Below are 23,218 nucleotides of genomic sequence, written 5' to 3'. Positions count from 1 at the left end.
GACATCATCGCCATCCTGGGCATGGACGAGCTGTCGGAAGAGGACAAGCTGGTCGTGGCCCGCGCCCGCAAGATCCAGCGCTTCCTGTCGCAGCCGTTCTTCGTGGCCGAGCAGTTCACCAACTCGCCGGGCAAGTTCGTCGAACTGGCCGACACGATCCGCTCGTTCAAGGGCATCGTGGCCGGTGAGTACGACCACCTGCCGGAAGCCGCCTTCTACATGGTCGGCAACATCGACGAGGCCGTCGCCAAGGCCGAGAAGATGGCTTCGGAAGCCTGATCGACATGGCCGACAAGCTGAACTTCTCTCTCGTCTCGCCGGAACGCGAGGTCTTCTCGGGCCTCGTGGACCAGGTTGACGCGCCGGGCGTCGAGGGCGACTTCGGCGTCCTGGCTAATCACGCGCCCTTCATGACGGCCCTGCGCGAAGGCGTGGTGACCATCATCGACGGGTCGTCGCGTCGTCAGTTCGAGGTGCACGGCGGCTTCGCCGACGTCACCCCGGCCGGTCTGACCATCCTGGCCGAGCAGGCCTCGGAAGTCGCCGCGGCCTGATCGGACGCAAACTGCATCCCGCTTCGCTCCCGGTCAGCTCCGCTGGCCGGGAGCTTTGCTTTGTGGGGTGCGCAACGGGCGGATCGAGGGGGGCTGCAAGTGGCTAGTGATTAGCGGTTCGCCGCCGGAAGCGGTGGGTATCGTCCTGCCGCTACGCCGGCGGCATCAAGCCACTGGCCCCTAGCCACGTCACGCCCACCGGCCTTCCAGCAACAAGCGCCGCTGCCCCTTGAGCCCGCCGCTCCCCCGTCCTAGATAGCCCCTGCAAGACGAGGCCACGTCCTCGCTCCGCGAAAGCGGACCAAGTCCGGGACGGCCCGGCCCTTTGCAAGGAGGGCCGTATTCCGATGGCCTGGATTTCTCTTCTCATCGCCGGCGTCCTGGAAATCGTCTGGGCGTACTTCATGAAGCAGTCGCACGGCTTCACCCGCCTGTGGCCCAGCATCGCCACGCTCGGCTTCATGGGCGTCAGCTTCGCCCTGCTGTCCTTCTCGATGAAGACCCTGCCCATGGGCACGGCCTACGTCATGTGGACCGGCATCGGCGCGGTCGGCGCCTTCATCGTCGGCGTGATGCTGCTCGGCGAGCAGCTCAACCCCCTGCGCATCCTGGCGGCGGTGCTGGTGGTGTCAGGGCTGGTCCTGTTCCGGCTCGCCCCGGGCGGGAGCGCGCACTGATCCGTCGGGACGCACCGCCTCGCAGACCCGGAAGCTGGGGGGATTGCTGAGGGCGAACCGGCACCGCCACATATCGCCCTCGGCCCCCGCGGCGCCGTCATCCCCGTCGCGGCCGTCCTGACCGGGCAGGCCGTCCGTACCCCGCTCGCCCTGCGCGCCTTTCGGCCCCTGCTCGCCTTGGGCGCCGTCCCGACCATCCCGGCCGTCCCGGCCGACGGGCGGAGCCGGGTTGGCTTGCGGCAGGGGGCGGTTCGCGATGGCGTCGATCCGGTCCCCCAGTCGCTGTTCCATCGCATTGAGGTTTTCGACGAGGGCCGGATCGCCCGGTTGAACAGGAGTTTGTCCCGGTACGTGAACGACCACCGCCGCCGGGGGCAGTGGGGCGCCGCCCGGGGTGCCGGGCGCGCCCGGCGGCGTCACGGGAGCGGCGGCCCTTTCGAGGCCCGTTTCAACCGCCTGCGCGGCGAGGGGCACCAGAGCTCCCCCGATCGCCAGAACGAAGGACAGCAAGGAACCGAGGACCAGAAGCCCTCGCGCGCTCTTCAAGGCGCGGTGTGGCCCCCTCCAGGCGAACGGGATCGGGGCAAGTACAAGGACGGCGAGGACAAAGACCAGATGCCCTCGCCACGCGCGCTTCGCTTCCTCCGCCTCGATCTCCACAGGACGGTCGGCCTCGACCGGCACGTTCTCGAATGCCCGGATCCGGGCGGCCAGCCGGACCGATGGATCGGTGCTGCGAACAGCGGCGCTTATCTGACTGTCGCGCCGGGCTTCCACAGCGGCGACCGCGCCCGCCGTCGTGCTGCGGTCGACGGCGGTTCCGACGCAGGCAAGCGCCAGAAACACAGCCCCGATTACAAGCCAGTGCGCCTGCCCCTCGGTCGGCCGCCAGCCGGCCCGAACGGTCCCGGTCTGGGTCGCCCAGGGCGGCTCGACGCCGGTCGGCGCCGCTTCGGCCTTGGGAATCCGCTTCGACTTCGGCGAAGCGGCAGGCGTGGCCCCCGTCAGCACCGGGCCGAGCGCCTGACTGTTCAGCACGCCATAGTAGGCGGCGAGAACGGATAGAACAGCGCCGCAAGAGAAGCCGGCAATCATCAGGACGATGTTGAAGGTGCTGGAGATTCCTTCCTTCTCGGCGGCTGTGAAGGCGAGCCCCAGGCACGCGCTGTGAAGCGCCAGCAACGCCAGGCCGTTATCGAAGATGTCGAACTTTGCCGATCCGCCTGACGCGGTGAAAGAAACTCCCATGGCGATCGCCCTCCCGCACTTCGGGAGAATGTCGTTATGTGAGAGATGACACAACCCAAAAGGGTTGTTTGATCACACCACCAGTGGTGCAAACGTCGCAACGACCACCTGATACGCCGCGCGCTTGAACGGCACGATCAGGTCGGGCGCTTCGTCCAAGCGGCCCCAACGCCAGGCGTCGAACTCGATCTCGTCGTGTTGTTCGAGGTCGATCTCGGCCTCCTCGCCGGTGAAGCGGAAGGCGAACCATTTCTGCTTCTGTCCGGCCCAGCCGCGCGCCTGCTTCGAGCCGCCGTAGCCCTCGGGGAAGTCATAGGCGACCCAGTCGCTGATCTCGCCGATCAGGTCGGCGGAGGTGACGCCCGTCTCCTCGGCCAGTTCGCGGCGGGCGGCGGTCAGATAGTCCTCGCCCTCGTCCACGCCGCCCTGCGGGAACTGCCAATTATACGGCCCCGGCGTCCCGGCGCGCCGTCCGTACCAGACCCGCCCGTCCGGGTGGAACAGCACGACGCCGACGTTGGGGCGGTAGCGGGAGAGATCTGTCATGGGAGGGATTAGGGACTAGGGACTAGGGATTAGGAAGAGGGTTGGGCCGGTATGCGGCGATCTAATCCCTAGTCCCTAGTCCCTAATCCCTGCGCGTCAGCGCCCCGGCCGCTGCGTCATCGCCGACGCCGGCGCCAGTTGCAGGCCGCGGGCGTCGAGACCGGCGGTCCAGCGGGCGACGGCCTCGACCGTCACCGGGTAGCTGAAGCCGGCGCCCATGGCCTGACCGCGGGCCTTGGCCAGGGCTTCCAGCGCGTTCAGCTGGCCGATGATGGCGGCGGGGGACTGTTCCTCGTCGATGACACGGTTGGCGCTGGCGCGGGCCCAGGCGCCGGGGCGGCGGCTCATGGAGCCGTCGTCGATGAAGGCCACGCCGCGGCCGCGCAGCACGCCCATGAAGGCGTTCATGCCGTCGTCCGAGGTCTGGAAGCGATCGCCCAGATAGTTGGTCACGGCGAAATAGCCGGTGGCGCGGCTGAGCAGCCAGTTCATCTTCGCTTCGACCTCGGCCGGCTCGGCGGAGGCCAGCAGGGTGTAGGGGCCGGGGTCGTTGGCCGGGTAGCCGGTCGGCTCCATCGGCATCTCGATCATCACCTCATGACCCTGGGCGCGGGCGGCGTCGATCCAGCCCTGAAGGCCCTCGGCATAGGGGACGAAGCTCAGGGTGACTTCCGGGGGCAGGCGTTCGATGGCGGCGCGCGTGGTCACGGCGTTCAGGCCCAAGCCGCCGACGACGACCGATACGCGCGGCTTGCCGTTCGAGCGGAACGGGCGGGCGTAGGCCTGGGCCGGCACGCGGCCGTCCGGCGCGATGCGCGGCAGCTGGCCGTCCGGGCCCGGCTGGTGGAGGGCGGCGATAGGGGCGGCCGTCAGGGGCTGGGCCGGAATGCGGGGGGCGCTCACCGCCGCGCCGTCGCCGGACACGCTGGCGCCGTCCGGCAGGGTGATCACGGCCTGTCCCATCAGGGCCGGGTCCAGCGAGCCGTCGCCGGTCAGGTCCTGGTAGGCGCCCATGGAGAAGGCTTCCATGCCCGAGGGCGCCGGAGCGCCGGCCTCGGCCTGGCGATGCAGGGTGGCGCTGGCCGACGGAGCGCCGGCGCGCGGATCGCCGAGGACGGTGATGAACAGTCCGGCGGCGCCCAGCAGCAGGAGGCCGGCGGCGGTCACGGCGACCGGCGGCTTCTTCAGGATGCGGCCGACCGGCGCGAGGCGATCGCGCAACGGGACCTTCACCGGCGGAGCTCCGGCGGTGGCGGCGAGGGCGGACTGACGCTTGGCGAACATGGACGGTGAGCGCGCTCGAGGGGCGGGGCCCTGACGGACCCCTTCAAGGCTCACATTGCCGGGCGCCGGTTAAGAAACCCTAACGGCGCATTAGCCATGCAAGGCCTTATTCGCCCGGGCTTTCCGTCGATCCGTTGTCGGCCAGGACCGTACCCGGCGCGGTGATGACGATGCCTTCCGGCGCGGCGGCCAGGCGGGTCAGGTCGCCGCGCGCCCGCAGCACGTCGAAGGCGCGCTCCAGCTGGTAGTCCTTGTCCTTGTCGTAGGATTCGCCCGGGGCCTCGTGCGGGACGTGCGAACCCTTGCGCTCGGCGCCGATCGAGGCGTCCAGCGCCGTGGCGTAGGCGGCTTCCGAATAGATGAAGCTGGAACGCGACACGATCCGCGCCTCGGCCTCCGAGCGGGCCACTTCCAGATCCGGCTCGATGCCGATCTTTTGGATCGAGGCGCCCGAGGGGGTGAAGTAGCGGGCCGTGGTGATCGACAGGGCGCCGTCGGCGCCGTTGCGCAGCGGGATGACCGTCTGGACCGAGCCCTTGCCGAAGCTGGTCAGGCCGACGATCGTCGCGCGCTCGTGATCCTTCAGGGCGCCGGCGACGATCTCCGACGCCGAGGCCGAGCCGTAGTTGATCAGCACCACCAGCGGCAGGCCGCCGGTCAGGTCGCCCGGGCGGGCGGCGTAGCGCATGATCTGATCGGGCTTGCGGCCGCGCTGGCTGACGATCTCGCCGCGCTCCAGGAAGGCGTCGGAGACTGAAATGGCCGCATCCAGCAGGCCGCCGCCGTTGTTACGCAGGTCCAGCACGAAGCCCTTGAGCGCGGGGTTCTCGCGCTTCAGGCGGTTGATGGTGTCGGTCAGCTCGCGGCCGGTGTTCTCGTTGAAGGTCGAGATACGCAGGTAGCCGAACTCGCCCTCGACGCGGCCGGTGACCGAGTCGATGCGGATGATCTCGCGGGTCAGGGTGACCTCGCGCGGCTCCTCGCTGTCGCGCAGGAAGGTGACCTTGACCGAGGTGCCCACGGCGCCACGCAGCTTGTCCGAGACCTGGCTGACCGTCAGGCCCGAGGCGCTCTGGCCGTCGATGGCCGAGATGACGTCGCCGGCGTTGACCCCTGCGCGGGCGGCGGGGCCGCCGTCCATCGGCGAGATGATCTTCACCAGCCCGCCTTCCGACGAGATGGTCAGGCCCACGCCCGAATACTGGCCCTCGGTCCGCTCGCGCAGCTCGCCGTAGCCTTCGGGCGGAAGATAGTTGGAGTGGGGGTCGAGGGCCGTCATCATGCCCTGCAGGGCGGCCTCGACCAGCTTCTTGTCGTCGACCGGCACCACATAGGCCTGCTCGACGATGCCCAGCACGTCGCCGAAGAGGCTGATCATGCGGAAGGCTTCGTTGCGCGGCGTCTGCCCGGCGGCGGTCGCGGCCCCCAGACCGACAACGGTGGCGGCGGCGGCGCCGATCATCAGCAGCTTGCGCATTCGTCTTCTTCTTCAGCGGGCCGGGGAAGCGGCCTTGTGGGCGGCAGTCAGGGCCCGGACAGCGACGAAATCGTGGCCGCTCCGGATGCGGCCAATAAAATCAGCGTCATCGCGAGTTGGGAAGCGGATTCGCGGGAAAGGCGCGGTGCGTTTCACGGTGTGGCGCGAAAGCCCGATCCGGCGGTCAGTCCAGCCAGGGCGCCGGGTCGATGGCGCGTTCGTCGCGGCGCAGCTGGAACCAGACCTCGCCATCCGTTCCAGTGCGGCCCAGCGTCTGCCCGTCGGCGACACGGGCGCCGGTCGTCACCGAAAGCTCCTCCATGCCGGCGATCACCGCGCGCCAGCCCGGGCCCAGGTCGATGATCACCACCTCGCCCCAGCCGGACAGGGGGCCGGCGAACACCACCTGACCGGCGGCGGGGGCGCGGGCCTCATCGCGGTCCGTGCGCCAGCGCCAGCCGGCCGAGCCGCGTCCGAAACGGGTGGAAGGCGCGCCGGTGACGGGCGGGGTCAGGCGGTTCCGGCCTGCGGGCAGCCGGGCGACCGCAGCCGGGGCGTCTGTCTCGGGGACGGGCACGGCGGCGCCGAGGGTTCGCAGCCGGGCCTCCAGCGCGCGGCCGGCCCGCTCGGCCTGCGCCGCCTCGGCCCGCAGAACCGACCGCAACGCCGCCTTTCGGGCGCTCAGGCCCTCGATCTCGCCGCGTCGGTCGCCGCGCGCGCTCTCGGTCGTGAACAGCCGCTCGCTGTTCAGGGCCGCCAGCCGCCGGATGCGGGTCAGTTCGGTCTGTTCGGCCACGAGCGCCTGCGTCCGGGCGCGCAGCTCCGGCGCGATGGCGCGCATCAGGATGCTGGCGCGGACCGCGTCCACCGCCTCGTCGGACGGCACCAGCAGGGGCGGAGGCGGCTTGCGGCTCATCATCTGCAGGGCCGACAGCAACCGCGCCTGGCGCCCACGGGCCGCGGACAGCTTCGCCGCCAGCGCCGCCTCGCGCTGTCCCAGCTCGCGCAGCCGGGCGCGCTGGGCCGCGATCACCTGGTCGTCGGCGTCGACGGCGGCGGTCAGCCGGGACAGCTGGCGCTCCAGGTCGGCGATCTCGGCGGCGGCCTCCTCGGCCTCGGCCCTCAGCCGGCGCGCGCGCGCCAGTTCATCGCGATACTCCGCCTGCAGGCGCGCGACCTCGCTTCGCTCCTGCGGCGCGGCGGCCGCGACCGGCAGGGCGATCAGGCTCGCCAGCAGGAGAAGGACAAGGGGACGCATTCAGTCCCGATGATAGGGCGATCCGGCCAGAATGGTCACGGCCCGGTACAGCTGTTCCGCCAGCATCGCGCGGGCCAGGGCGTGGGGCCAGGTCTGGGGTCCGAAGGCGAGGGTCGAGGCGGCCGCCGCCCGCACACCGGCGTCCAGCCCGTCCGCGCCGCCGATGGCGAAGACCAGCCGCCGCTCGCCGCGGTCGCGCAGCATGGCGATGTGCTCGGCGAAGGCGCGGCTGGAGTAGGTCTTGCCGCGTTCGTCGCAGGCGATCAGGTGCGCGCCCTCGGCGGCCTTGAGGATCAGCTCGGCCTCGGGGGCCTTGCCCGCCTTGCGCGGCTCCAGATCGATCAGCTCCAGCGGCCCGAGCCCCAACGCCCGGCCCGCCAGGGTGGCGCGCTGGGCGTAGTCGTCGGCGAGCACGGCTTCAGGCCCGCGCCCCGGCTTGCCGATCGCGATGACGCCCAGCTTCATGGGAGGCTCAGCCGATCAGGCGCGGCTGTCGGTGCGGTGGCCGCTGTCGACCGACCAGATCTTCTCGATGTTGTAGAAGCTGCGCACTTCCGGGCGGAACAGGTGAACGATGACGTCACCGGCGTCCAGCAGGACCCAGTCGCAGTGCGGCAGGCCCGAGACCTTCACCCGGCCCAGACCCATTTCCTTCAGCAGGCGCTGCAGGTGGTCGGCGAGGGCGCCGACGTGACGGTGCGAGCGGCCCGAGGCCACGATCATGGCGTCCGACATGGGGCTCTTGCCGCGCAGGTCGATCAGGACGATGTCCTGGGCCTTGTCCTCGTCGAGCTTGGCCAGAATGGCGTTCTCGAGTTCGGTCACACCGATGGGGAGGGGCGCATCCTGACCATCTTCGGAGCGGACGGGGTCGATCTCGTCCATCTCGTGCGCCGTGTTGGAAACGGCGTCGTCTTGCGCGTCATACGCGGTAGAGGGGGTCAGCGGAGGGCTCCGGGGGTGGTTACTAAAGCGGCAGCCTAGCACAAACCCCGCCGGGCGTCACGCACCTCGGCCTTTGGCTGCCGCGCGCAGGGCCGTGGAGGACCGCGGGTTCAGCGGCGCGGTCAGATAGGTCCAGGCCGGAGCCTCCATCAGCGGCAGCAGTCGCGCCTTCTCCGACGGGACCCGCGCGGCGGCGAAACGGGTGGCCGCCGGGGCGGTCCGGCTGTCCAGCAGCGAGCCGGGGCGGGCGATCACCGCCATCGGCATCAGCCGCATGATGTCGGTCCAGCCGCGCCATCTGTGGAAGCTGGCCAGATTGTCGGACCCCATCAGCCAGACGAACCGCACGCCCGGATGACGCGCGACCAGCGCCCGGAGGGTGTCGATGGTCCACTGGGTGCCCATCCGGGTCTCGACGTCCGAGATGATCATCGAGGGCCCGCTGGCGGCCAGCTTCGCGGCGCCGGCGGCCGAGGCCATGCGTTCGTCCAGAGGCGCGCTGTCGCGGGCGTCCTTCAGCGGATTCTGCGGCGAGACCAGCCAGACGACGCGGTCCAGCCCCAGCCGGCGCAGGGCGGTCTCCGCGACGTGGGCGTGTCCGTCATGGGCCGGATTGAACGAGCCGCCGAACAGCCCGACGGTCATGCCGGGCGTCAGGTCCAGGCCGTCGCGCAGCGCCCCTCGGCGAGGGCCGGGCTTTTGCGGCGCGGGACCGGCGTGGAAGAAGGACAAGGCGGGCTCGCGCGACTTATGCTCACCCGCGCCCTAACACGCCGGATCGTCCGTGTCGCCTCAGTTTCGTCGATGGCCGCCGATGCTGACAGCAGGGTGGCGGCAGCCCCGGCGCAATCTGCTCCTCCTCAGGGAGGATTTCATGACAGACGCATCGCTTCGCCCCGCGCGCCGGGCGGTTCTGAAGACCGCCGCCGGGCTCGCCGTGGCGCCCGTGCTCACGGCGGCGAAGGCCACCGGCCAGTCGCCGGCTCCGGCCCGGCCGGGCGAGTTCGACTTCCTCTCCGGCGAATGGCGCATCCTGAACCGCAGGCTGAAGGGGCCGGGCGATTGGGACGAGTTCGAGGGCGAGGCGACCTGCTGGTCGATCCTCGGCGGCGTCGCCAGTGTCGAGGAGCTTCGCATTCCCGCCCGCGACTTCAGCGGCATGGGTCTGCGCACCCTGGACGCCGCGAACGGGGTCTGGCTGGACTACTGGATGAACGCCAAAGCCGGGGTTCCGGGATCGGCCGGAACGCCGGGCCGGTTCGTGGACGGCGTGGGCAATTTCGACAGCGCCGACACGGATGAGCAAGGCGCGGTCCTGTACCGCGGATGCTGGGACCAGATCACCGCCGCCGGCTGTCGCTGGCGTCAGGGTGCATCCCGCGACGGCGGGACGACGTGGGGCTGGAACTGGATCATGCAGTGGACCCGCGTCGGCTGACGCCTCAGCCGGTGAAATCGGCGGCGGTCCCTAGGGCTGCCAGCCGCCGGGCGTTTCGACGACGCCCTCGTCCTCGTCATCGACGCGCGACAGTTCCCCGCGGGTCTTGCGGACCTCGTTCCAGGCGGCGCGCAGCAGCTCCTTCACGCCCTCGCCCGAGACGCCCGAGACCAGGTAGGGCGTCTTGCCGGACGCGGCCTTCAGGGCGGCGGCCTTCTCCTCGCGCTCTTCCTCGGACAGGGCGTCGATCTTGTTCAGCGCCAGCAGTTCGGTCTTGTCGGCCAGTCCGGCGCCGTAGGCGTCCAGCTCGCCGCGGATGATGCGCCAGGCCTCGACCACATCCTCCTGCGTCCCGTCGATCAGGTGGATCAGCGAGGCCGAGCGTTCGACGTGGCCGAGGAAGCGGGTGCCCAGACCCGCGCCTTCCGAAGCGCCCTCGATCAGGCCGGGAATGTCAGCGATCACGAACCGCTCGGTCGGGCTCAGGTCCACCATGCCGAGGTTCGGCGCCAGGGTCGTGAACGGATAGTCGGCGATCTTGGGCTTGGCCGCGCTGGCCGCCGACAGGAAGGTCGACTTGCCCGCGTTCGGCAGGCCCGCCAGGCCGATGTCGGCGATCAGCTTCAGGCGCAGCCAGATCCAGCGCTCCTGACCTTCCTGACCGGGGTTGGCGTAGGTCGGCGCCTGGTTCTGCGGCCCCTTGAACCGGGTGTTGCCCCAGCCGCCGTTGCCGCCCTTCAGCAGCATCTCGGTCATGCCGGCGCGATCCATGTCCAGCAGGACCGTCTCCTTGTCCTCGTCCAGCACCTGGGTGCCGACCGGGACCTTCAGGATCACGTCCTCGCCCTTGCCGCCGTGCATCTGGCGACCCTGGCCGTGGTGGCCGGTCTGGGCCTTGAAATGCTGCTGGTAGCGATAGTCGATCAGGGTGTTCAGGCCGTCGACGGCCGTAATCCAGACGTTGCCGCCGTGACCGCCGTCACCGCCGTCCGGCCCGCCGTTCGGGATGAATTTCTCGCGCCGGAAGGAGACGGCTCCGCCGCCGCCGTTGCCGCTGCGGATATAGATCTTGGCCTGGTCGAGAAACTTCATCGCGGGATTTCTTTGGCGCTACCGCTCGCGTCCCCGCTTCCGCGGGGATGACGGACGGTCGCTCGCTGCTTGAGCGCCGGGGCTATAGCGCAAGAGAGCGGCGATTTACAGGCCGGGTCCGCCGGAGGGGCGGCCTTGCCCAAACCCGCGGCTCAGCCCACCCTTCCGGCCTGTGAAGATCGACGCTTCCAGCCTGATGAGCCTGCTGACGCCGTCGAAGGCGTCGACGGAGGCGCGTGAGAAGCGGCTGGCGGCGGCTCAGGAGGCGAAGCTGCGCGAGGCCCGGGCGGCTTCGGACGCCCTGAAGGCGCGCAGCGACGAAGCCTCCGAGTCCCGCAAGGCGGCGGCGCGCCAGACCATCGAGCGACTGAAGGCGCGGCTGCAGATGTTGCGGTCCATGGCCGGCATGGATCCCGAGGGGATCGCCCGGCTGGCGGCCCAGCTGGCGCGGGAACTGGGGCAGGCGGTCAAGGCCTATGCGGCGGCGGGCGGCAATGCGTCAGGGATGAGCGCGACGGGCGTCGCGCCTGCGGCGTCGGGAGAGGCGGCTGCGACGGAAGCCGCCCAGGGTGTCGCTTCAGCTCAAACCCCGAACGCCGAAACCGCGCCCTCTCAGGATGGCGCGGCGGACGGAAAGACGGCTACGGGCGACGAGGCGAAGTCGTCGAACCCCTATCAACAGGCCATCGACGAACAAAAGGCGCAGGCCGCCGAGATGTCCCGGCGCAACGGCGAGAAGCGGGCGGACGGCGAGCTGATGGCCGACGTCCGCCGCATGGCCGCCGAGCTCAAGGGCCTGATCCGTCAGGCCACCGAGAAGGCGAAGGCCGGCGAGGACGACGCCCTGTCGCCGCATGAGGCCCGGGCGCTGGACGAGGCGGCCGCGGATCTGGACAAGGCGATCCAGCAGGCCGGGGCGGACCTCGGCGGCGGACTGGTGTCGCTGCTGATCTGACGGATACGAAAAGGGCGGGACCGCTTCCGATCCCGCCCGCTTGTTGTTCGCCTGAACCTTACTTGGCCCAGACGCCGTACGGATCGCTCCACGGCATGTTCAGCGCCTCGGCGACGGCCGGGTAGGTCAGTTCGCCCTTCAGCACGTTCAGGCCGCGCGCGAGGTGCGCGTTGTCCTTCAGTGCGTCCAGACCCTTGTCCGCCAGCGCCAGGCCGAAGGGCAGGGTGGCGTTGTTCAGGGCTTCCGACGAGGTGCGCGGTGCGGCGCCCGGCATGTTGGCGACGCAGTAGTGGACGACGCCGTCGATGACGTAGGTCGGATCCTCGTGGGTCGTGGCGTGGCTGGTCTCGAAGCAGCCGCCCTGGTCGATGGCGACGTCGATCAGGACCGAGCCCGGCTTCATCGACTTCAGCTGGTCCTTCTTGACCAGCTTCGGCGCCTCGGCGCCCGGCACCAGGACGGCGCCGATGACGACGTCGGCCTTGACCAGTTCTTCCTCGATCGCACCGATCGAGGAGTAGCGGGTGATGACGCGGCCGTTGGTGACTTCGTCGATGTAGGCCATGCGCGGGATCGAGCGTTCCAGCACGACCACCTCGGCGCCCAGGCCCATGGCCATGCGGGCCGCGTTCAGGCCGACGACGCCGCCGCCCAGCACCAGAACGCGGGCCGGGGCCACGCCCGGGACGCCGCAGAACAGCAGGCCCATGCCGCCGTTGTGCTTCAGCAGGGTCTCGGCGGCCGAGAAGACGGCGATCCGGCCGGCGACTTCCGACATCGGGGCCAGCAGCGGCAGGCCGCCGCGCACGTCGGTCACGGTCTCATAGGCCACGGCGGCGCATTTCGACGCGATCAGGCCCTTGGTCTGCTCGGGATCGGGGGCCAGGTGCAGGTAGGTGAACAGGATCTGGTCTTCGCGGAGCATCTCCCACTCGACCTTCTGCGGCTCCTTCACCTTCACGATCATGTCGTTGGCCGCGAAGATTTCGGCGGCGGTGTCGACGATCTTCGCGCCCGCCTTGACGTAGTCGGCGTCGGTGAAGCCGGCGCCGAGGCCGGCGCCCTTCTCGATCGAGACCGCGTGGCCGTGGGCCACATATTCGCGCACGGCGGTCGGCGTCAGGCCGATGCGGTGCTCGTTCTTCTTGATTTCCTTGGGGACGCCGACGCGCATGGGGTGTTTCCTTGCCTGAACCGGTGACGGGCTCACTCTGCGGCGGCCGCGTTTCGCGCGCAATCTAGCGACGGTCGCCGCGCAGGTTCCTGTTCTTTTTGCTGTGTGAACGCCGTACAGTCGCAGAATCTGCGAGTGAGGCCTTTAATGAAGACGGTTTCCGCTGTCGCTCTCGATGAGACGGATCGAAAGATGCTTCGCGCCCTACAGGGCGACGGGCGCATGACCAACGCCGATCTGGCCCGGGCGGTGAACCTGTCCGAGAGCGCCTGCCTGCGTCGCCTGCGCGCGCTCGAGAGCGCCGAGGTCATCAGCCGCTACGCCGCCATCATCAACGAGCGCGCCGTCGGCCTGCCGATCAGCGTCTTCGTGACCGTCACCCTGTCGTCCCAGGCGGAGAGCGCCCTGACCGCCTTCGAGACCGCCATCGCGACGGTGCCGGAGGTGGTGGAGTGCTATTTGATGACCGGCGGCTCGGACTATCTGCTGCGGCTGGTGGTGCGCGACGTCGATGATCTGGAGCGGGTTCACTCGCGCGAACTGACCCGCATCCCGGGCGTCACCCGCGTCTCCTCCAGCGTCGCCATGCGGACGGTGGTGAAGCGGGGCGCGCTGCCGGTCTGATCAGACGTAGAAGCCCTCGCGCAGATTGATGCCGTGCTCGACCCAGATCTTCAGGGCGGCCAGCATCTGGGACCAGCCCTGGCAGTTGCCGAAGGCCGCCTTCAGGCCGCCCGGCGTTTCGCGCCAGCCGCCCTCCTCGATCGTCACCAGCGTCCGCCGACCGTCGTCCAGCGGTTCGAAGGTGAAGACGACAGTCGTCATGTAGGCGGCGCCCGCCGTCGCCTCGCCGTTCTCCGGCGGGCCCTCGTTGGCTTCCCAGCGCAGGACGATGCGCCGGTTCGGTTCGACCTCGACGATTTCGACCGGGAAGGCGCCGGGGAAGTCGGCGAAGTCCCATTGCACGGTTCTGCCGGTCTCCATCCGCCCGACGGCCCCGCCGGTGGTGAAATAGGCGGACAGCTTCGTCGGATCGGCGACGGCCTCGAACACCTCCTCGACCGGGCGGGCGATACGGCCGGACACCTTGAACTTCAGTTCCATCGGTCTTGCTCCTTGTCCGTGATCTATAATGTTATATTCTTATAACATGTCAACCGAGGCGAATCAGGACCGGGTTTTCAAGGCTTTGTCGGCTGGTGTGCGCCGCGCGATGCTGGACGCGCTGAAGGACGCGCCGCAGACGACCGGAGCCCTGTGCGAACGGTTTCAGCCGCTGGATCGCTGCACAGTCATGCAGCATCTCAAGGTGCTGGAGGGCGCTGACCTGATCATCGTCCAGCGCAAGGGGCGCGAACGGTGGAACCACCTCAATCCCCTTCCGATCAAGCAGGTGCACGATCGCTGGATCGGCCCCCATGCGGCGCGGGCCGTCGACGTGCTGGACCGGCTGAAGACCGATCTGGAGGGCGGGGCCTGACGCCTATTTCAGGGCCAGGGTCACGGCCTTGATGTCCACGTACTCGTCGATGCCGTGGACCGAGCCCTCCTTGCCGTAGCCTGAGGACTTCACGCCGCCGAAGGGCGCCACGGCGGTCGAGATCAGGCCGGTGTTCACCCCGCACATGCCCGCCTCGATCTGGCGGCCGATGCGGAAGGCGCGGTCCAGATCGCGGGTGAACAGATAGGAGGCCAGGCCGAACTCGCTGTCGTTGGCCTTGCCCAGAACCTCCTCCTCGGTGTCGAACGGGAAGACCGGGATCAGCGGGCCGAAGGTCTCTTCCTCGCGGAACAGCCTGTCGTCGCCGCCCAAGGTCACGGTCGGCTGGAAGAAGCGGCCGCCCAGGGCATGGCGCACGCCGCCGGTCAGCACCCGACCGCCCGTCGCCTGCACCTTGGCCAGATGATCCTCGACCTTCGCCAGCGCCTTGTCCTCGATCAGAGGGCCGACCTTCACCCCGGTCTCGAAGGCGGGCCCGACCGGAATCTTGGCGACCTCGGCGGCCAGCTTCGTCGCGTACGCCTCCGCGACCGACGCCTCGACATAGACCCGGTTCGGGCAGACGCAGGTCTGGCCCGAGTTGCGGAACTTGCCCTTGATGGTCTCGGCTACCGCCAGGTCCAGGTCGGCGTCGGCGAAGACGATCAGGGGCGCGGCGCCGCCCAGCTCCATCGACACCCGTTTCAGGGTCGGGGCGCACTGTTCGGCCAGTTTGCGACCCACTGGCGTCGAGCCGGTGAAGCTCAGTTTGCGGATATCGGGGGAGGTGGTCAGCACTCCGCCGATGGTCGCCGCATCGCCGGTGATCACGCTCAGCGCGCCCTTGGGCAGGCCGCCCTTGTAGGCCAGTTCCGCCAGCGCCAGGGCGGTGAACGGCGTCTGGCTGGCCGGCTTGACCACGGCGGTGCAGCCGGCTGCGAAGGCCGGACCCAGCTTGCGGGTCAGCATGGCCGCCGGGAAGTTCCAGGGCGTGATCAGGGCGCAGGGGCCGACCGCCTCGCGGAAGGTCAGGATGACGTGGCCCAGCGGGCTGTCCTGGGTTTCCCCGATCAGCCGCTCTGCCTGGCCGGCGAACCATTTGATGAAGCCGTTGGCGTAGGCGACCTCGCCCTTGGCCTCCTCGAACGGCTTGCCGTTCTCCAGCGCCATCAGGGCGCCCAGACCCTCTGTGTTCTCGTCGATCAGACGCGCCCACTCACGCAGGAAGGCGGCGCGCCTGTGCGGGTCTGCCCGGGACCAGTCGGGAAAGGCCTCGACCGCCGCCGCGATGGCCTGTTCCGCCTCCGCGACGCCCAGATCGGGGATGTGGCCGATGATCTCCCCGGTGGCGGGATCATCGACGGCGATGCGGGCGGAACCCGTCACGGCCTCTCCGGCGATGAAGGCGTGTTCGCGCAGGAGCTTCAGTCCGGCGTCGCGGGGAGATTGGGTCATCGGTCTTGTCCGGTTCGGGGAGGAACGGGGGAACGCATCAGTCGCCGATCGTGTCCAGGTCGCGTCCGCGCGTCTCCGGCAGCCACAGCAGGCTGACGACGACGGCCACGACCGTGAAGGCGACCGCATACCAGAGCCCGAAGTAGATATTCCCCGACGCCGCCACCAGGGCGAAGCTGGCGGCCGGCAGAAGCCCGCCGACCCAGCCGGTGCCGATGTTGTAGGGCAGGCTCATCGCCGTGTAGCGCACCCGGGTCGGGAACAGCTCGACCAGCGCCGCCGCCTGCGGGCCGTACAGGGCGCAGGCCGCGACCATGAAGATCATCAGGATGGCGAAGGTCAGGGGCATGTTGATCCGCGCCGGATCGGCCTTTTCCGGATAGCCGGCGGCGGTCAGGGCGGCGCGGGCGCGGGTCTCGACATCGGTGCGGGCGGCCTTCAGGGCGGCGGGGGCCAGGCCGGCACCCTCCACCGAGGCGACCTCGGCGCCGCCGACGCGGATCACTGTCGGGGCGCCCGACGGCGCCTTGACCGTCTCATAGGGCACGCCGGCGTTCGACAGGGCGATGCGGGCGATGTCGCACGAGCTCGAGAAGACGGCCTTGCCGATGGGGTCGAACAGCAGGTTGCAGTCGGCCGGATCGGCGGCGACCGTCACCGGAGCCGAGATCTGGGCCTCGGCGAGCGCCGGATTGGCGGCCCGGGTCAGGGCGTGGAAGCCGGGGAAGAAGGCGACCAGGGCCAGGATCATCCCGAACAGCATGACCGGTTTGCGGCCCACGCGATCCGACAGCCAGCCGAAGAAGATGTACAGGAAGGCCGAGGCCACGGTGACCATCAGCACCAGTTGGTCGACCGTGTTGGTGTCGACCTTGAGCACCTTCTCCATGAAGAAGCGCGTGTAGAAATACCCGCAGTACCAGACCGCCCCCTGGGCGATCATGATGCCGAACAGGGCGATCAGGACGAAGCGGCCGTTCTTCCACTGCAGGAAGGCCTCGCGATACGGGGCGCGGTTCTCGCCCGCCTCGGCTTCCATCCGCTTGTAGGCGGGGCTCTCGTTCAGCTTCAGCCGGATCCACAGCGACACCGCCAGCAGCAGGGCGGACAACAGGAACGGGATGCGCCAGCCCCAGTCGTCAAAGGCCTCGGCGCCGACGGCCGCGCGGGTGATCAGGATCACGGCCAGGGCGCCGATGAGGCCCATGGCGGCGGTGGTCTGGATCCAGCCCGTCAACAGGCCGCGCTTCTGTTGCGGGGAATGCTCGGCGACATAGATGGCCGCGCCGCCGTACTCTCCGCCCAGGGCGAAGCCTTGCAGCATGCGCATCACCAGCAACAGGATCGGCGCGGCGATGCCGATGGTGTTGAAGTCCGGCAGCAGGCCGATGGCCACCGTGGCCAGACCCATCATGGTGATGGTGACGAGGAAGGTGGTCTTGCGTCCCGTGCGGTCGCCGAACCAGCCGAACACCAGGGCGCCGAGCGGCCGGACCACAAAGCCGAGGCCGAAGGTCAGGAGCGCCATGATGTAGCTGACGGTCTCGCCGGCGTCGGCGAAGAAATGTTTGGCGATCACCGTCGCCAGCGAACCGAAGACGAAGAAGTCGTACCATTCGAAGGCCGTCCCGGCCGCCGATGCGCCTACGACCGTCTTCAGACCCGGACCGTCCCGGTGTTCCGCCGCCTCTGTCATTCAACGCCTCCCCGCGTCGCGGGCGCCATCTCCGGGCGCCTCATCCGGCGATGCTAGACGGCGCCGCGCCGCGCGCAAGCCGGAAGCTGGAGCCGGACAGGCGAAGGCCCGCCGGCGGGGGGGAGCAGGCGGGCCTTCTTCAACCGGTCTGCGCGTCGGGGGAAACGCAGCCGGGAACCGTGAAAACGGACTTAGTTCTTGGCGTCTTCCGCCGCGCCGGTCACGGCGTTGCCGGCGGCCGAGGCGTCACGGCCAACGCCCGAGATGGTGTTGCAGGCGGCGGTGGTCAGGGCGGCGGCGGCGGCGACCAGGATGAAAATCTTGCGCATCGTTCTACTCCTTCAATCCCGGGGAGGGTTGCCGTATCAACGTCGCGCTTCGGGCCCGGTTCCCAGATCCGTGGGGTCTGTGGGGATCACCGCCTCGGGGGTGGCGAAGGTCATCCGGGCGATCGTGCCGCCGCCGTCGGCGGGTACCATCTCGACCTCGCCCCGCAGTTGCTTGGCGAAGGCGCCCATCAGGGTGCGGCCGACGCCCGCGCGGACGGATTCGTCGACGCCGGGCCCGTTGTCCTGGACTTCCAGCACGCTGGTCTCGCCGTTGACCCGGAAGCGCACCTTCAGATCGCCGCCGCGGCCCGCGAAGGCGTGCTTCTGGACGTTGGTCACGGCCTCGACCAGCCAGAGCGCCAGCGGGGCCAGCTTGTCGGGATCGACCACCAGCGAGTCCGCCTCGACCGACGAGGTCACCAGGTGGCCGCGCCCGCTTTCGCTGGCGATCAACTGGCCGACCAGCTCGGTCAGGAAGATGCGGGCGTCGGCGTAGCGCAGGTCGTCGCTCTGGTAGAGCGTCCGGTAGATCAGGGCGAGGGCTGCGATGCGCTGGCGGGTGTCCCCCACCGCGGCCTTGGCCGGTTCGTCCGTCAGCGCCCGCTGCTGCATCGACAGCAGGGAAGAGATGATCTGCAGATTGTTCTTCACCCGGTGGTGGATCTCGCGCATCAGCGCGTCCTTCTCCGCCACGGACGCCTGCAGGGCGGCGTCGCGCGTGGTGATGGTCTCGGCCAATTCGTCGAGCGTCCGGGCCAGAACCCGGATTTCGGAGGGGGCGTTCACCGCCTGGACGGGACGGACGGAGAAACGGCCGCGGGCGTAGATGGCGGCGATCCGCTCCAGATAGTCCAGCCAGCGCACCACGATCCGCTCGCTGAACAGCATCACCGACACAAAGGCCGCCAGCCAGGCGGCGATGGGCATCAGCAGCAGTCCGACCGGGTTGAGCCGGGCCCAGGACAGCAGGCCGGGGGCTGGGGCCGACAGCAGGGCGTAAACGTCCCGACCCGCCAGGGCGGCGCCGGCATAGACCCGGTGACGGCCGTTTGAATCCGCCTCGAAGATCGATGAACCCTCGGCCCGGGCGCGATCGACCCAGCCGGCCAGCGGCGTGTCGCCCTCCAGGACGAAGGCCTGCGGATTCGTCGCGGTCAGTATGCGGCCCTGGGCGTCGGTCAGGGCGGCCTCCGATCCTTCCGGCAAGGCGGGATCGGCGACATCGGGTTGCAGGGCGGCCAGCGGAATGATGGCGATCATGGCGCCGTCGAAGGAGCCCAACGGGCGCTCCAGACGCAGGGCGACGATCAGGCCGGGGGCCTGCCCGGGCATGGCCGGCGCGCGCGCCAGCACGGTGTCCTCGCCGGCCCTCAGCCTCTGGAACCAGGCGCTGCGACGCGCGTCGGCCAGCCAGGGGGGCGTTTCGTCCGTCAGGGTCCGGGACGCGCAGGTGGTCTGTCCGGTCGGGGTGACGCGGGCCAGACCTTCCAGCCCATCCAGCCGATCGACGAGCGCCGTCAGCCGGGGTTCGCAGAAGACCTCTAGCGCTTCGGGGCGCAGGGCCTGAAGCAGGACGCTGGTGCTGTCCAGTCGCGCCTTGGCGCTGGCGGCCGTACGTTCGGCGGCCAGCTGCAGGTCCTGCCGACGCTCCACATCCTGCGCGCGGAACTGCTGCTGCGCCTGGAAGGCGCCCAGCAGCAGGATCGGCAACAGCGCGAGCGCCAGGGCGACACCCAGCCGGAACCGGATGCCCTGGAATTTCGGCTGGGACAGGCCCCGGCCGAGCGCGCGTCCGAACCGGACCACCCCCTCAGTTCCGGACGCTGCTCAGGCGGTCGGCGTCAGCGAGGATGGAACGCATGGCGTCGCCGGCCGAGCGGCCGTCGCGGGCGTAGCCGCCCTTCTCCAGCGTCGCCTGCAACGCCTTGCGGGCGCGGGACACGCGGCTCTTCACGGTGCCGACGGCGCACTGGCAGATGTCGGCGGCTTCCTCATAGGCGAAGCCGCCGGCGCCGACGAGGATCAGGGCCTCGCGCTGCTCTTCCGGCAAGGTCGCCAGGGCGAGGCGCAGCTCGTCCAGCGCGACGGGGGATTCCGGGTCGTCGACAGCCACCAGCGTCCGCTCGGCGGCTTCCTGGTCCAGTTGCGACTGACGCCAGGACCGGCGCTTCTCCGAATAGAACTGGTTGCGCAGGATCATGAAGGTCCAGGCCTTCATGTTGGTGCCCATCTGATAGCTGGCGCGGGCGTCCCACGCCTTCATCATGGCGTCCTGCGCCAGATCGTCGGCGGCGGTCGGATCGCCGGTCAGGGTCCGCGCGAAGGCCCGCAGGTGCGGGATCAGGGTGACCAGTTCCTTCTTGAACGCGGTGTCGTCAGCCGACGGCGGCTTGGGGGCGCCGTTCATGCCTCGCCTCCGCCGGTGGCGCGCTCATCGGCGCGGCGCAGGATGTCCAGGAATTCATCGGGAACGGGCTCGTTCACCACCTCGTCGAACATATGCCGCAGCTTCACGCCGATCGCTTGTTGACGCAGGCGGGCCTCCTCGAGGCCGGCGCCGCCCTTGGCCGGTTTCCTCGGGGGGTTGGAATTGTCTGTCATTGAATAAGGTCGCCACCCAGACGCTATTGTAGAAGCCCGAAACGCCACGCCGGGTATCGGGTTCCGGTCAGGGAACCAAAATATGCTCAAGCTTTCTTGCGCGACCGGGAACCGTGACTCATTTGATACGTTTCCGGTGACTGCCGCGGTCCCGCTTCCGGGACTGCAAACCTGTCGGGGACTTCGAGTATGAGCCTGCTGGCCCGCCTTGCGCCGCATCTTCCCTATGTTCGCCGTTACGCCCGGGCGCTGACCGGCGACCAGACCACCGGAGACAACTACGTCCGCGTCGCGCTTGAAGCGCTGGCCGCCGGCGAGCGTCAGCTTCCGGCGGAAATGACGCCGCGGGTCGCCCTGTATCACGTCTTCCACGCCATCTGGGCCTCGACCGGCGCCCAGCTCGAGGACAAGAGCGGCATCGAGGGGCGCGACGATCCGTCGGGCCGTCTGATGCGGATCGCGCCGAAGTCGCGCCAGGCCTTCCTGCTGACCGCCCTCGAAGGCTTCACCCCGTCCGAAGCGGCCCAGATCCTGGACGCCGACGCCCTGGACGTTGAACGCCTGATCTCGGAAGCCCAGTCGGACATCGACGCCGAGCTCGCCACCGACGTCCTGATCATCGAGGACGAGGCGATCATCTCGGCCGATATCGAAAGCCTGGTGAAGGAGCTGGGCCATCGCGTCACCGGCACTGCCACGACCCACGACGAAGCCGTTGACGCCGTCGCCCGTCATCGTCCGGGTCTGGTGCTGGCCGACATCCAGCTGGCCGACGGGTCGTCGGGCATCGACGCGGTGAAGGACATCCTGAAGCGGATCGACGTGCCGGTGATCTTCATCACCGCCTTCCCGGAGCGTCTGCTGACCGGCGAGCGGCCGGAGCCGACCTTCCTGATCACCAAGCCCTTCCAGCCGGAGACGGTGAAGGCGGCGATCAGCCAGGCGCTGTTCTTCCATCCGTCGCGTCAGAAGGAAGCGGCCTGACCGCACGCCTCGCCAGCGAAAGCATCGGCCCCGGTCTCGCGACCGGGGCCGTTTCTTATGCGGTTACTGCGGCTGGCCTTCGACCGGGGTCGCCGGACGGTCGGCGGAGACGGTCGGCGCGTTGACGTTGGGCGCGTCGCCGGTCGGCGGCGAGGTCGGTTCGCCGGTGGCGGTGGTCGGGGCGTCCGCCGCCGGAATGTCGCGCGCCGCGTCGCCCTGGAAGGCGGCGGCGTCGACCGGCTGGTCGCCGTCGTTGGCGTTGGTCTGCGCCAGTCGCCCGGACGACGCGAGCCAGATCACCGCGAAGGCGACCACGACCAGGGCGAGGCCGCCGAACAGCACCATCATGATGCGCTTTCCGCCGCGGCCCTGGCGGACGTACTGGGCCTCGACCGGCCGGCCTTCGTGGACCGCGTCGGCGGAATGGTCGTGCGGAGATTCGTGGGTCATGGATCGCCTCCCGGCTGGGTTCGCTGTGTCTTCGGAAACGGGCCGCGAGCGTCGCCGTTCCGGCTTCGCGGGCGAGGCGAAAAAATTCGCGGGCGGTCCGGAACCCCAGGGCCGGCGCCTCGTTATCTGGCTGCGGAGGCGGCGACGCCCCCCCGACTTGAGACCGGCCACAGCCGGTCTGTCGCCTCCGCACCTCATTCTCGATGATGCCACTTCAGGCGGACCTCCGGGTCCGCCTTTTTTGTTTCCCCGCTGGACAGGACGGCCGGCCGCGCCACTATGCGGGTTCACAAAGAAAACCCGGAGGACCGTCATGGCCCGAACCAACCGTCAATGGGTGCTGCGCCAGCGGCCGATGGGACTGATCAAGCCGGGCGATCTGGAACTGGTCGAGGCCGCGGCGCCCGAGCCCGGCGAGGGCGAGATCCTGGTCCGCACCGTCTACCTGTCGCTGGACCCCACCAACCGCACCTGGATGAACGACACCGAGGGTTATCTGCCTCCCGTGCCGCTGGGCGGCGTGATGCGCGGCCTGACCCTCGGCGTGGTCGAGGAGAGCCGCTCGGATCGCTTCGCGGCGGGAGACGTGGTGACCACGGCCGCCGGCGGCTGGTCGGACTACGCCGTGATCCCCGCCCGCGAGGCCTCGCGGGTGCACCGCGCGCCCGGCCTGCCGCTGACCGCCAACATGTCGGTGCTCGGCATGACCGGGATGACGGCATGGTTCGGCGTCACCGACGTGCTGAAGCCGCAGCCCGGCGAGACGCTGGTGATCTCCGCCGCCGCGGGCGCGGTCGGGTCGATCGCCGGCCAGGTGGCCAAGGCCCACGGGGCGCGCGTCATCGGCATCGCCGGCGGACCGGACAAGTGCCGCTGGCTGACCGACGACCTCGGCTTCGACGCCGCCATCGACTACAAGAACGAGGACGTCGGCGACGCGCTGGACCGGCTGGCCCCGGACGGGGTCGAGATGAATTTCGAGAACGTCGGCGGCGACATCATGATCGCCGTGTTCAACCGGCTGAAGGTGCACGGCCGCATGGCGGTCTGCGGGCTGATCTCGGCCTACAACGCCACCCGCATGCCGCCGTCGCCGAACTTCGGCCGGATCATCACCCACCGGCTGAACCTGCAGGGCTTCCTCGTGCTCGATTACGCCCCGCGCGCCCGGGAGATGGTGGCCGGCATGGCCCCCATGGTGCTCGACGGCCGCATCAAATGGAAGGTGCATGTCGACGACGGGCTCGAAGGCGCGCTCGACTCGCTCAACCGCTTGTTCACCGGCGACCATGACGGCAAGCTGCTGGTTCGGGTGTCGGAAGAACCGGCCGCCTGACGGAGTCCCCACGCATGAGCGAGCCGCTGCACGTCCATTTCGAGGATCTGGGCGTGGGCGAGGTGGTGCCGCTCGGCGCCTGCGCCGTCGACGGCGCGTCCCTGGAGCTGTTCGTCGAACGGTTTCTCCCGGGCTGGGATGTCGCCTACGGGGCGCCGGACGCCATGGTCTACGCCCTGTGGAGCCGGCTGTTCGCCGACAAGTCCTCGGGCTGGGCCCAGTCCAAGGTGCTGGCGGTC

The 23,218-nt window shown here is 69.6% G+C and carries 26 protein-coding genes and 2 pseudogenes; 10 read left to right on the top strand and 18 right to left on the bottom strand.

The features are described 5' to 3' along the window. From VGE03_RS13260 to VGE03_RS13250, 3 genes and pseudogenes are all read left to right on the top strand, one after another. Window positions 1-279 (top strand): annotated as a pseudogene (locus tag VGE03_RS13260) (F0F1 ATP synthase subunit beta); the annotation flags it as partial. A 5-nt stretch (window positions 280-284) separates the two neighbouring features. Next, on the top strand, window positions 285-554 hold the full coding sequence (locus VGE03_RS13255) for an ATP synthase F1 subunit epsilon (protein WP_331046945.1): 270 nt from the start codon (window positions 285-287) through the stop codon (window positions 552-554). 347 nt (window positions 555-901) lie between these two features. Further along, window positions 902-1,231, top strand: a complete 330-nt coding sequence (locus VGE03_RS13250) for a multidrug efflux SMR transporter (protein WP_331046944.1) — start codon at window positions 902-904, stop codon at window positions 1,229-1,231. On the opposite strand, the gene VGE03_RS13245 is transcribed toward VGE03_RS13250, so the two are convergent. The 8 genes from VGE03_RS13245 to VGE03_RS13210 all read right to left on the bottom strand — a co-directional run bounded on the left by VGE03_RS13245 (window position 1,184) and on the right by VGE03_RS13210 (window position 8,721). After that, window positions 1,184-2,533 (bottom strand): hypothetical protein, encoded by a 1,350-nt coding sequence (locus VGE03_RS13245; protein ID WP_331046943.1) that lies wholly within the window; start codon window positions 2,531-2,533, stop codon window positions 1,184-1,186. The genes VGE03_RS13250 and VGE03_RS13245 overlap by 48 nt on opposite strands. Before the next feature lie 18 nt (window positions 2,534-2,551). Then, window positions 2,552-3,025 carry an RNA pyrophosphohydrolase gene (locus tag VGE03_RS13240; RefSeq protein ID WP_331046942.1) on the bottom strand — a complete coding sequence of 158 codons (474 nt, stop codon included), beginning with the start codon at window positions 3,023-3,025 and terminating at the stop codon, window positions 2,552-2,554. 96 nt (window positions 3,026-3,121) lie between these two features. After that, window positions 3,122-4,309: a divergent polysaccharide deacetylase family protein gene (locus tag VGE03_RS13235; protein ID WP_331046941.1), complete on the bottom strand. Its 1,188-nt coding sequence runs from the start codon at window positions 4,307-4,309 to the stop codon at window positions 3,122-3,124. Between the two features lie 106 nt (window positions 4,310-4,415). Then, entirely contained in the window at window positions 4,416-5,786 is a 1,371-nt protein-coding gene (locus tag VGE03_RS13230) for a S41 family peptidase (protein ID WP_331046940.1), read from the bottom strand. Window positions 5,787-5,970: 184 nt separating this feature from the next. Further along, window positions 5,971-7,044 carry a murein hydrolase activator EnvC family protein gene (locus VGE03_RS13225; protein ID WP_331046939.1) on the bottom strand — a complete coding sequence of 358 codons (1,074 nt, stop codon included), beginning with the start codon at window positions 7,042-7,044 and terminating at the stop codon, window positions 5,971-5,973. Further along, the gene (gene rlmH, locus VGE03_RS13220; RefSeq protein ID WP_331046938.1) at window positions 7,045-7,509 is read right to left on the bottom strand and encodes a 23S rRNA (pseudouridine(1915)-N(3))-methyltransferase RlmH; all 465 of its coding nucleotides are present in this window, start codon (window positions 7,507-7,509) and stop codon (window positions 7,045-7,047) included. A 15-nt stretch (window positions 7,510-7,524) separates the two neighbouring features. Further along, window positions 7,525-7,929: a ribosome silencing factor gene (rsfS, locus tag VGE03_RS13215; RefSeq protein WP_331046937.1), complete on the bottom strand. Its 405-nt coding sequence runs from the start codon at window positions 7,927-7,929 to the stop codon at window positions 7,525-7,527. A 117-nt stretch (window positions 7,930-8,046) separates the two neighbouring features. After that, window positions 8,047-8,721, bottom strand: a complete 675-nt coding sequence (locus VGE03_RS13210; protein ID WP_331046936.1) for a nicotinate-nucleotide adenylyltransferase — start codon at window positions 8,719-8,721, stop codon at window positions 8,047-8,049. A gap of 142 nt (window positions 8,722-8,863) precedes the next feature. On the opposite strand from VGE03_RS13210, the gene VGE03_RS13205 reads away from it, so the two are divergent. After that, window positions 8,864-9,427 carry a hypothetical protein gene (locus tag VGE03_RS13205; RefSeq protein ID WP_331046935.1) on the top strand — a complete coding sequence of 188 codons (564 nt, stop codon included), beginning with the start codon at window positions 8,864-8,866 and terminating at the stop codon, window positions 9,425-9,427. Between the two features lie 30 nt (window positions 9,428-9,457). Here the strand turns inward: VGE03_RS13205 and obgE are convergent, their stop codons facing one another. Then, complete coding sequence (gene obgE, locus VGE03_RS13200; protein WP_331046934.1) at window positions 9,458-10,519, bottom strand: GTPase ObgE; 1,062 nt, start codon at window positions 10,517-10,519, stop codon at window positions 9,458-9,460. Window positions 10,520-10,691: 172 nt separating this feature from the next. Between obgE and VGE03_RS13195 the strand changes: the two genes are divergently transcribed. Next, a complete protein-coding gene (locus tag VGE03_RS13195) occupies window positions 10,692-11,474 on the top strand; it encodes a hypothetical protein (protein WP_331046933.1) in 783 nt (260 codons plus the stop codon). A gap of 58 nt (window positions 11,475-11,532) precedes the next feature. Here VGE03_RS13195 and ald read toward each other — a convergent pair whose 3' ends face one another. Then, window positions 11,533-12,648 carry an alanine dehydrogenase gene (ald, locus tag VGE03_RS13190; protein ID WP_331046932.1) on the bottom strand — a complete coding sequence of 372 codons (1,116 nt, stop codon included), beginning with the start codon at window positions 12,646-12,648 and terminating at the stop codon, window positions 11,533-11,535. A 147-nt stretch (window positions 12,649-12,795) separates the two neighbouring features. Between ald and VGE03_RS13185 the strand changes: the two genes are divergently transcribed. Beyond that, a complete protein-coding gene (locus VGE03_RS13185; RefSeq protein WP_331046931.1) occupies window positions 12,796-13,272 on the top strand; it encodes an Lrp/AsnC family transcriptional regulator in 477 nt (158 codons plus the stop codon). Here the strand turns inward: VGE03_RS13185 and VGE03_RS13180 are convergent, their stop codons facing one another. Continuing rightward, a complete protein-coding gene (locus VGE03_RS13180; RefSeq protein ID WP_331046930.1) occupies window positions 13,273-13,752 on the bottom strand; it encodes an SRPBCC family protein in 480 nt (159 codons plus the stop codon). It lies immediately after the preceding gene. 28 nt (window positions 13,753-13,780) lie between these two features. Between VGE03_RS13180 and VGE03_RS13175 the strand changes: the two genes are divergently transcribed. Further along, the gene (locus VGE03_RS13175) at window positions 13,781-14,128 is read left to right on the top strand and encodes an ArsR/SmtB family transcription factor (RefSeq protein WP_331046929.1); all 348 of its coding nucleotides are present in this window, start codon (window positions 13,781-13,783) and stop codon (window positions 14,126-14,128) included. A gap of 3 nt (window positions 14,129-14,131) precedes the next feature. On the opposite strand, the gene VGE03_RS13170 is transcribed toward VGE03_RS13175, so the two are convergent. The 6 genes from VGE03_RS13170 to VGE03_RS13145 form a co-directional block, all read right to left on the bottom strand. Continuing rightward, the gene (locus tag VGE03_RS13170; RefSeq protein ID WP_331046928.1) at window positions 14,132-15,583 is read right to left on the bottom strand and encodes an NAD-dependent succinate-semialdehyde dehydrogenase; all 1,452 of its coding nucleotides are present in this window, start codon (window positions 15,581-15,583) and stop codon (window positions 14,132-14,134) included. A 37-nt stretch (window positions 15,584-15,620) separates the two neighbouring features. Further along, on the bottom strand, window positions 15,621-17,279 hold the full coding sequence (locus VGE03_RS13165) for an MFS transporter (RefSeq protein WP_331046927.1): 1,659 nt from the start codon (window positions 17,277-17,279) through the stop codon (window positions 15,621-15,623). 191 nt (window positions 17,280-17,470) lie between these two features. Further along, complete coding sequence (locus VGE03_RS13160; RefSeq protein WP_331046926.1) at window positions 17,471-17,608, bottom strand: entericidin EcnA/B family protein; 138 nt, start codon at window positions 17,606-17,608, stop codon at window positions 17,471-17,473. Between the two features lie 36 nt (window positions 17,609-17,644). After that, the gene (locus tag VGE03_RS13155) at window positions 17,645-19,414 is read right to left on the bottom strand and encodes a sensor histidine kinase (RefSeq protein ID WP_331046925.1); all 1,770 of its coding nucleotides are present in this window, start codon (window positions 19,412-19,414) and stop codon (window positions 17,645-17,647) included. Between the two features lie 4 nt (window positions 19,415-19,418). Then, window positions 19,419-20,015 (bottom strand): sigma-70 family RNA polymerase sigma factor, encoded by a 597-nt coding sequence (locus VGE03_RS13150; protein ID WP_331046924.1) that lies wholly within the window; start codon window positions 20,013-20,015, stop codon window positions 19,419-19,421. Then, a complete protein-coding gene (locus tag VGE03_RS13145) occupies window positions 20,012-20,209 on the bottom strand; it encodes a NepR family anti-sigma factor (protein ID WP_331046923.1) in 198 nt (65 codons plus the stop codon). Before VGE03_RS13145 ends, VGE03_RS13150 begins: the two co-directional genes overlap by 4 nt. A gap of 189 nt (window positions 20,210-20,398) precedes the next feature. Here VGE03_RS13145 and VGE03_RS13140 point away from each other — a divergent pair, with 189 nt between their 5' ends. Continuing rightward, window positions 20,399-21,193 (top strand): response regulator, encoded by a 795-nt coding sequence (locus VGE03_RS13140; RefSeq protein ID WP_331046922.1) that lies wholly within the window; start codon window positions 20,399-20,401, stop codon window positions 21,191-21,193. 63 nt (window positions 21,194-21,256) lie between these two features. On the opposite strand, the gene VGE03_RS13135 is transcribed toward VGE03_RS13140, so the two are convergent. Continuing rightward, complete coding sequence (locus tag VGE03_RS13135; RefSeq protein WP_331046921.1) at window positions 21,257-21,643, bottom strand: hypothetical protein; 387 nt, start codon at window positions 21,641-21,643, stop codon at window positions 21,257-21,259. Window positions 21,644-21,956: 313 nt separating this feature from the next. Between VGE03_RS13135 and VGE03_RS13130 the strand changes: the two genes are divergently transcribed. Beyond that, a complete protein-coding gene (locus VGE03_RS13130) occupies window positions 21,957-22,979 on the top strand; it encodes an NADP-dependent oxidoreductase (RefSeq protein WP_331046920.1) in 1,023 nt (340 codons plus the stop codon). Window positions 22,980-22,993: 14 nt separating this feature from the next. Then, a pseudogene (locus tag VGE03_RS13125) lies at window positions 22,994-23,218 on the top strand (acyl dehydratase); the annotation flags it as partial.

Origin of the sequence: Brevundimonas sp. (genome assembly GCF_036400995.1) — a bacterium.
GTDB lineage: Bacteria > Pseudomonadota > Alphaproteobacteria > Caulobacterales > Caulobacteraceae > Brevundimonas.
The sequence above is the reverse complement of the archived record's forward strand: the minus strand, read 5'-3'. Positions and strand labels throughout refer to the sequence as shown.

Bases quoted from the DNA above. Each gene is read 5' to 3' on its own strand.
- VGE03_RS13255 (WP_331046945.1), top strand. From the start codon at position 285: ATGGCCGACAAGCTGAACTTCTCTCTCGTCTCGCCGGAACGCGAGGTC.
- VGE03_RS13250 (WP_331046944.1), top strand. From the start codon at position 902: ATGGCCTGGATTTCTCTTCTCATCGCCGGCGTCCTGGAAATCGTCTGG.
- VGE03_RS13240 (WP_331046942.1), bottom strand. From the start codon at position 3,025: ATGACAGATCTCTCCCGCTACCGCCCCAACGTCGGCGTCGTGCTGTTC.
- VGE03_RS13235 (WP_331046941.1), bottom strand. From the start codon at position 4,309: ATGTTCGCCAAGCGTCAGTCCGCCCTCGCCGCCACCGCCGGAGCTCCG.
- VGE03_RS13230 (WP_331046940.1), bottom strand. From the start codon at position 5,786: ATGCGCAAGCTGCTGATGATCGGCGCCGCCGCCGCCACCGTTGTCGGT.
- VGE03_RS13225 (WP_331046939.1), bottom strand. From the start codon at position 7,044: ATGCGTCCCCTTGTCCTTCTCCTGCTGGCGAGCCTGATCGCCCTGCCG.
- rlmH (WP_331046938.1), bottom strand. From the start codon at position 7,509: ATGAAGCTGGGCGTCATCGCGATCGGCAAGCCGGGGCGCGGGCCTGAA.
- rsfS (WP_331046937.1), bottom strand. From the start codon at position 7,929: ATGGACGAGATCGACCCCGTCCGCTCCGAAGATGGTCAGGATGCGCCC.
- VGE03_RS13205 (WP_331046935.1), top strand. From the start codon at position 8,864: ATGACAGACGCATCGCTTCGCCCCGCGCGCCGGGCGGTTCTGAAGACC.
- obgE (WP_331046934.1), bottom strand. From the start codon at position 10,519: ATGAAGTTTCTCGACCAGGCCAAGATCTATATCCGCAGCGGCAACGGC.
- ald (WP_331046932.1), bottom strand. From the start codon at position 12,648: ATGCGCGTCGGCGTCCCCAAGGAAATCAAGAAGAACGAGCACCGCATC.
- VGE03_RS13185 (WP_331046931.1), top strand. From the start codon at position 12,796: ATGAAGACGGTTTCCGCTGTCGCTCTCGATGAGACGGATCGAAAGATG.
- VGE03_RS13180 (WP_331046930.1), bottom strand. From the start codon at position 13,752: ATGGAACTGAAGTTCAAGGTGTCCGGCCGTATCGCCCGCCCGGTCGAG.
- VGE03_RS13175 (WP_331046929.1), top strand. From the start codon at position 13,781: ATGTTATATTCTTATAACATGTCAACCGAGGCGAATCAGGACCGGGTT.
- VGE03_RS13170 (WP_331046928.1), bottom strand. From the start codon at position 15,583: ATGACCCAATCTCCCCGCGACGCCGGACTGAAGCTCCTGCGCGAACAC.
- VGE03_RS13165 (WP_331046927.1), bottom strand. From the start codon at position 17,279: ATGACAGAGGCGGCGGAACACCGGGACGGTCCGGGTCTGAAGACGGTC.
- VGE03_RS13160 (WP_331046926.1), bottom strand. From the start codon at position 17,608: ATGCGCAAGATTTTCATCCTGGTCGCCGCCGCCGCCGCCCTGACCACC.
- VGE03_RS13150 (WP_331046924.1), bottom strand. From the start codon at position 20,015: ATGAACGGCGCCCCCAAGCCGCCGTCGGCTGACGACACCGCGTTCAAG.
- VGE03_RS13145 (WP_331046923.1), bottom strand. From the start codon at position 20,209: ATGACAGACAATTCCAACCCCCCGAGGAAACCGGCCAAGGGCGGCGCC.
- VGE03_RS13140 (WP_331046922.1), top strand. From the start codon at position 20,399: ATGAGCCTGCTGGCCCGCCTTGCGCCGCATCTTCCCTATGTTCGCCGT.
- VGE03_RS13135 (WP_331046921.1), bottom strand. From the start codon at position 21,643: ATGACCCACGAATCTCCGCACGACCATTCCGCCGACGCGGTCCACGAA.
- VGE03_RS13130 (WP_331046920.1), top strand. From the start codon at position 21,957: ATGGCCCGAACCAACCGTCAATGGGTGCTGCGCCAGCGGCCGATGGGA.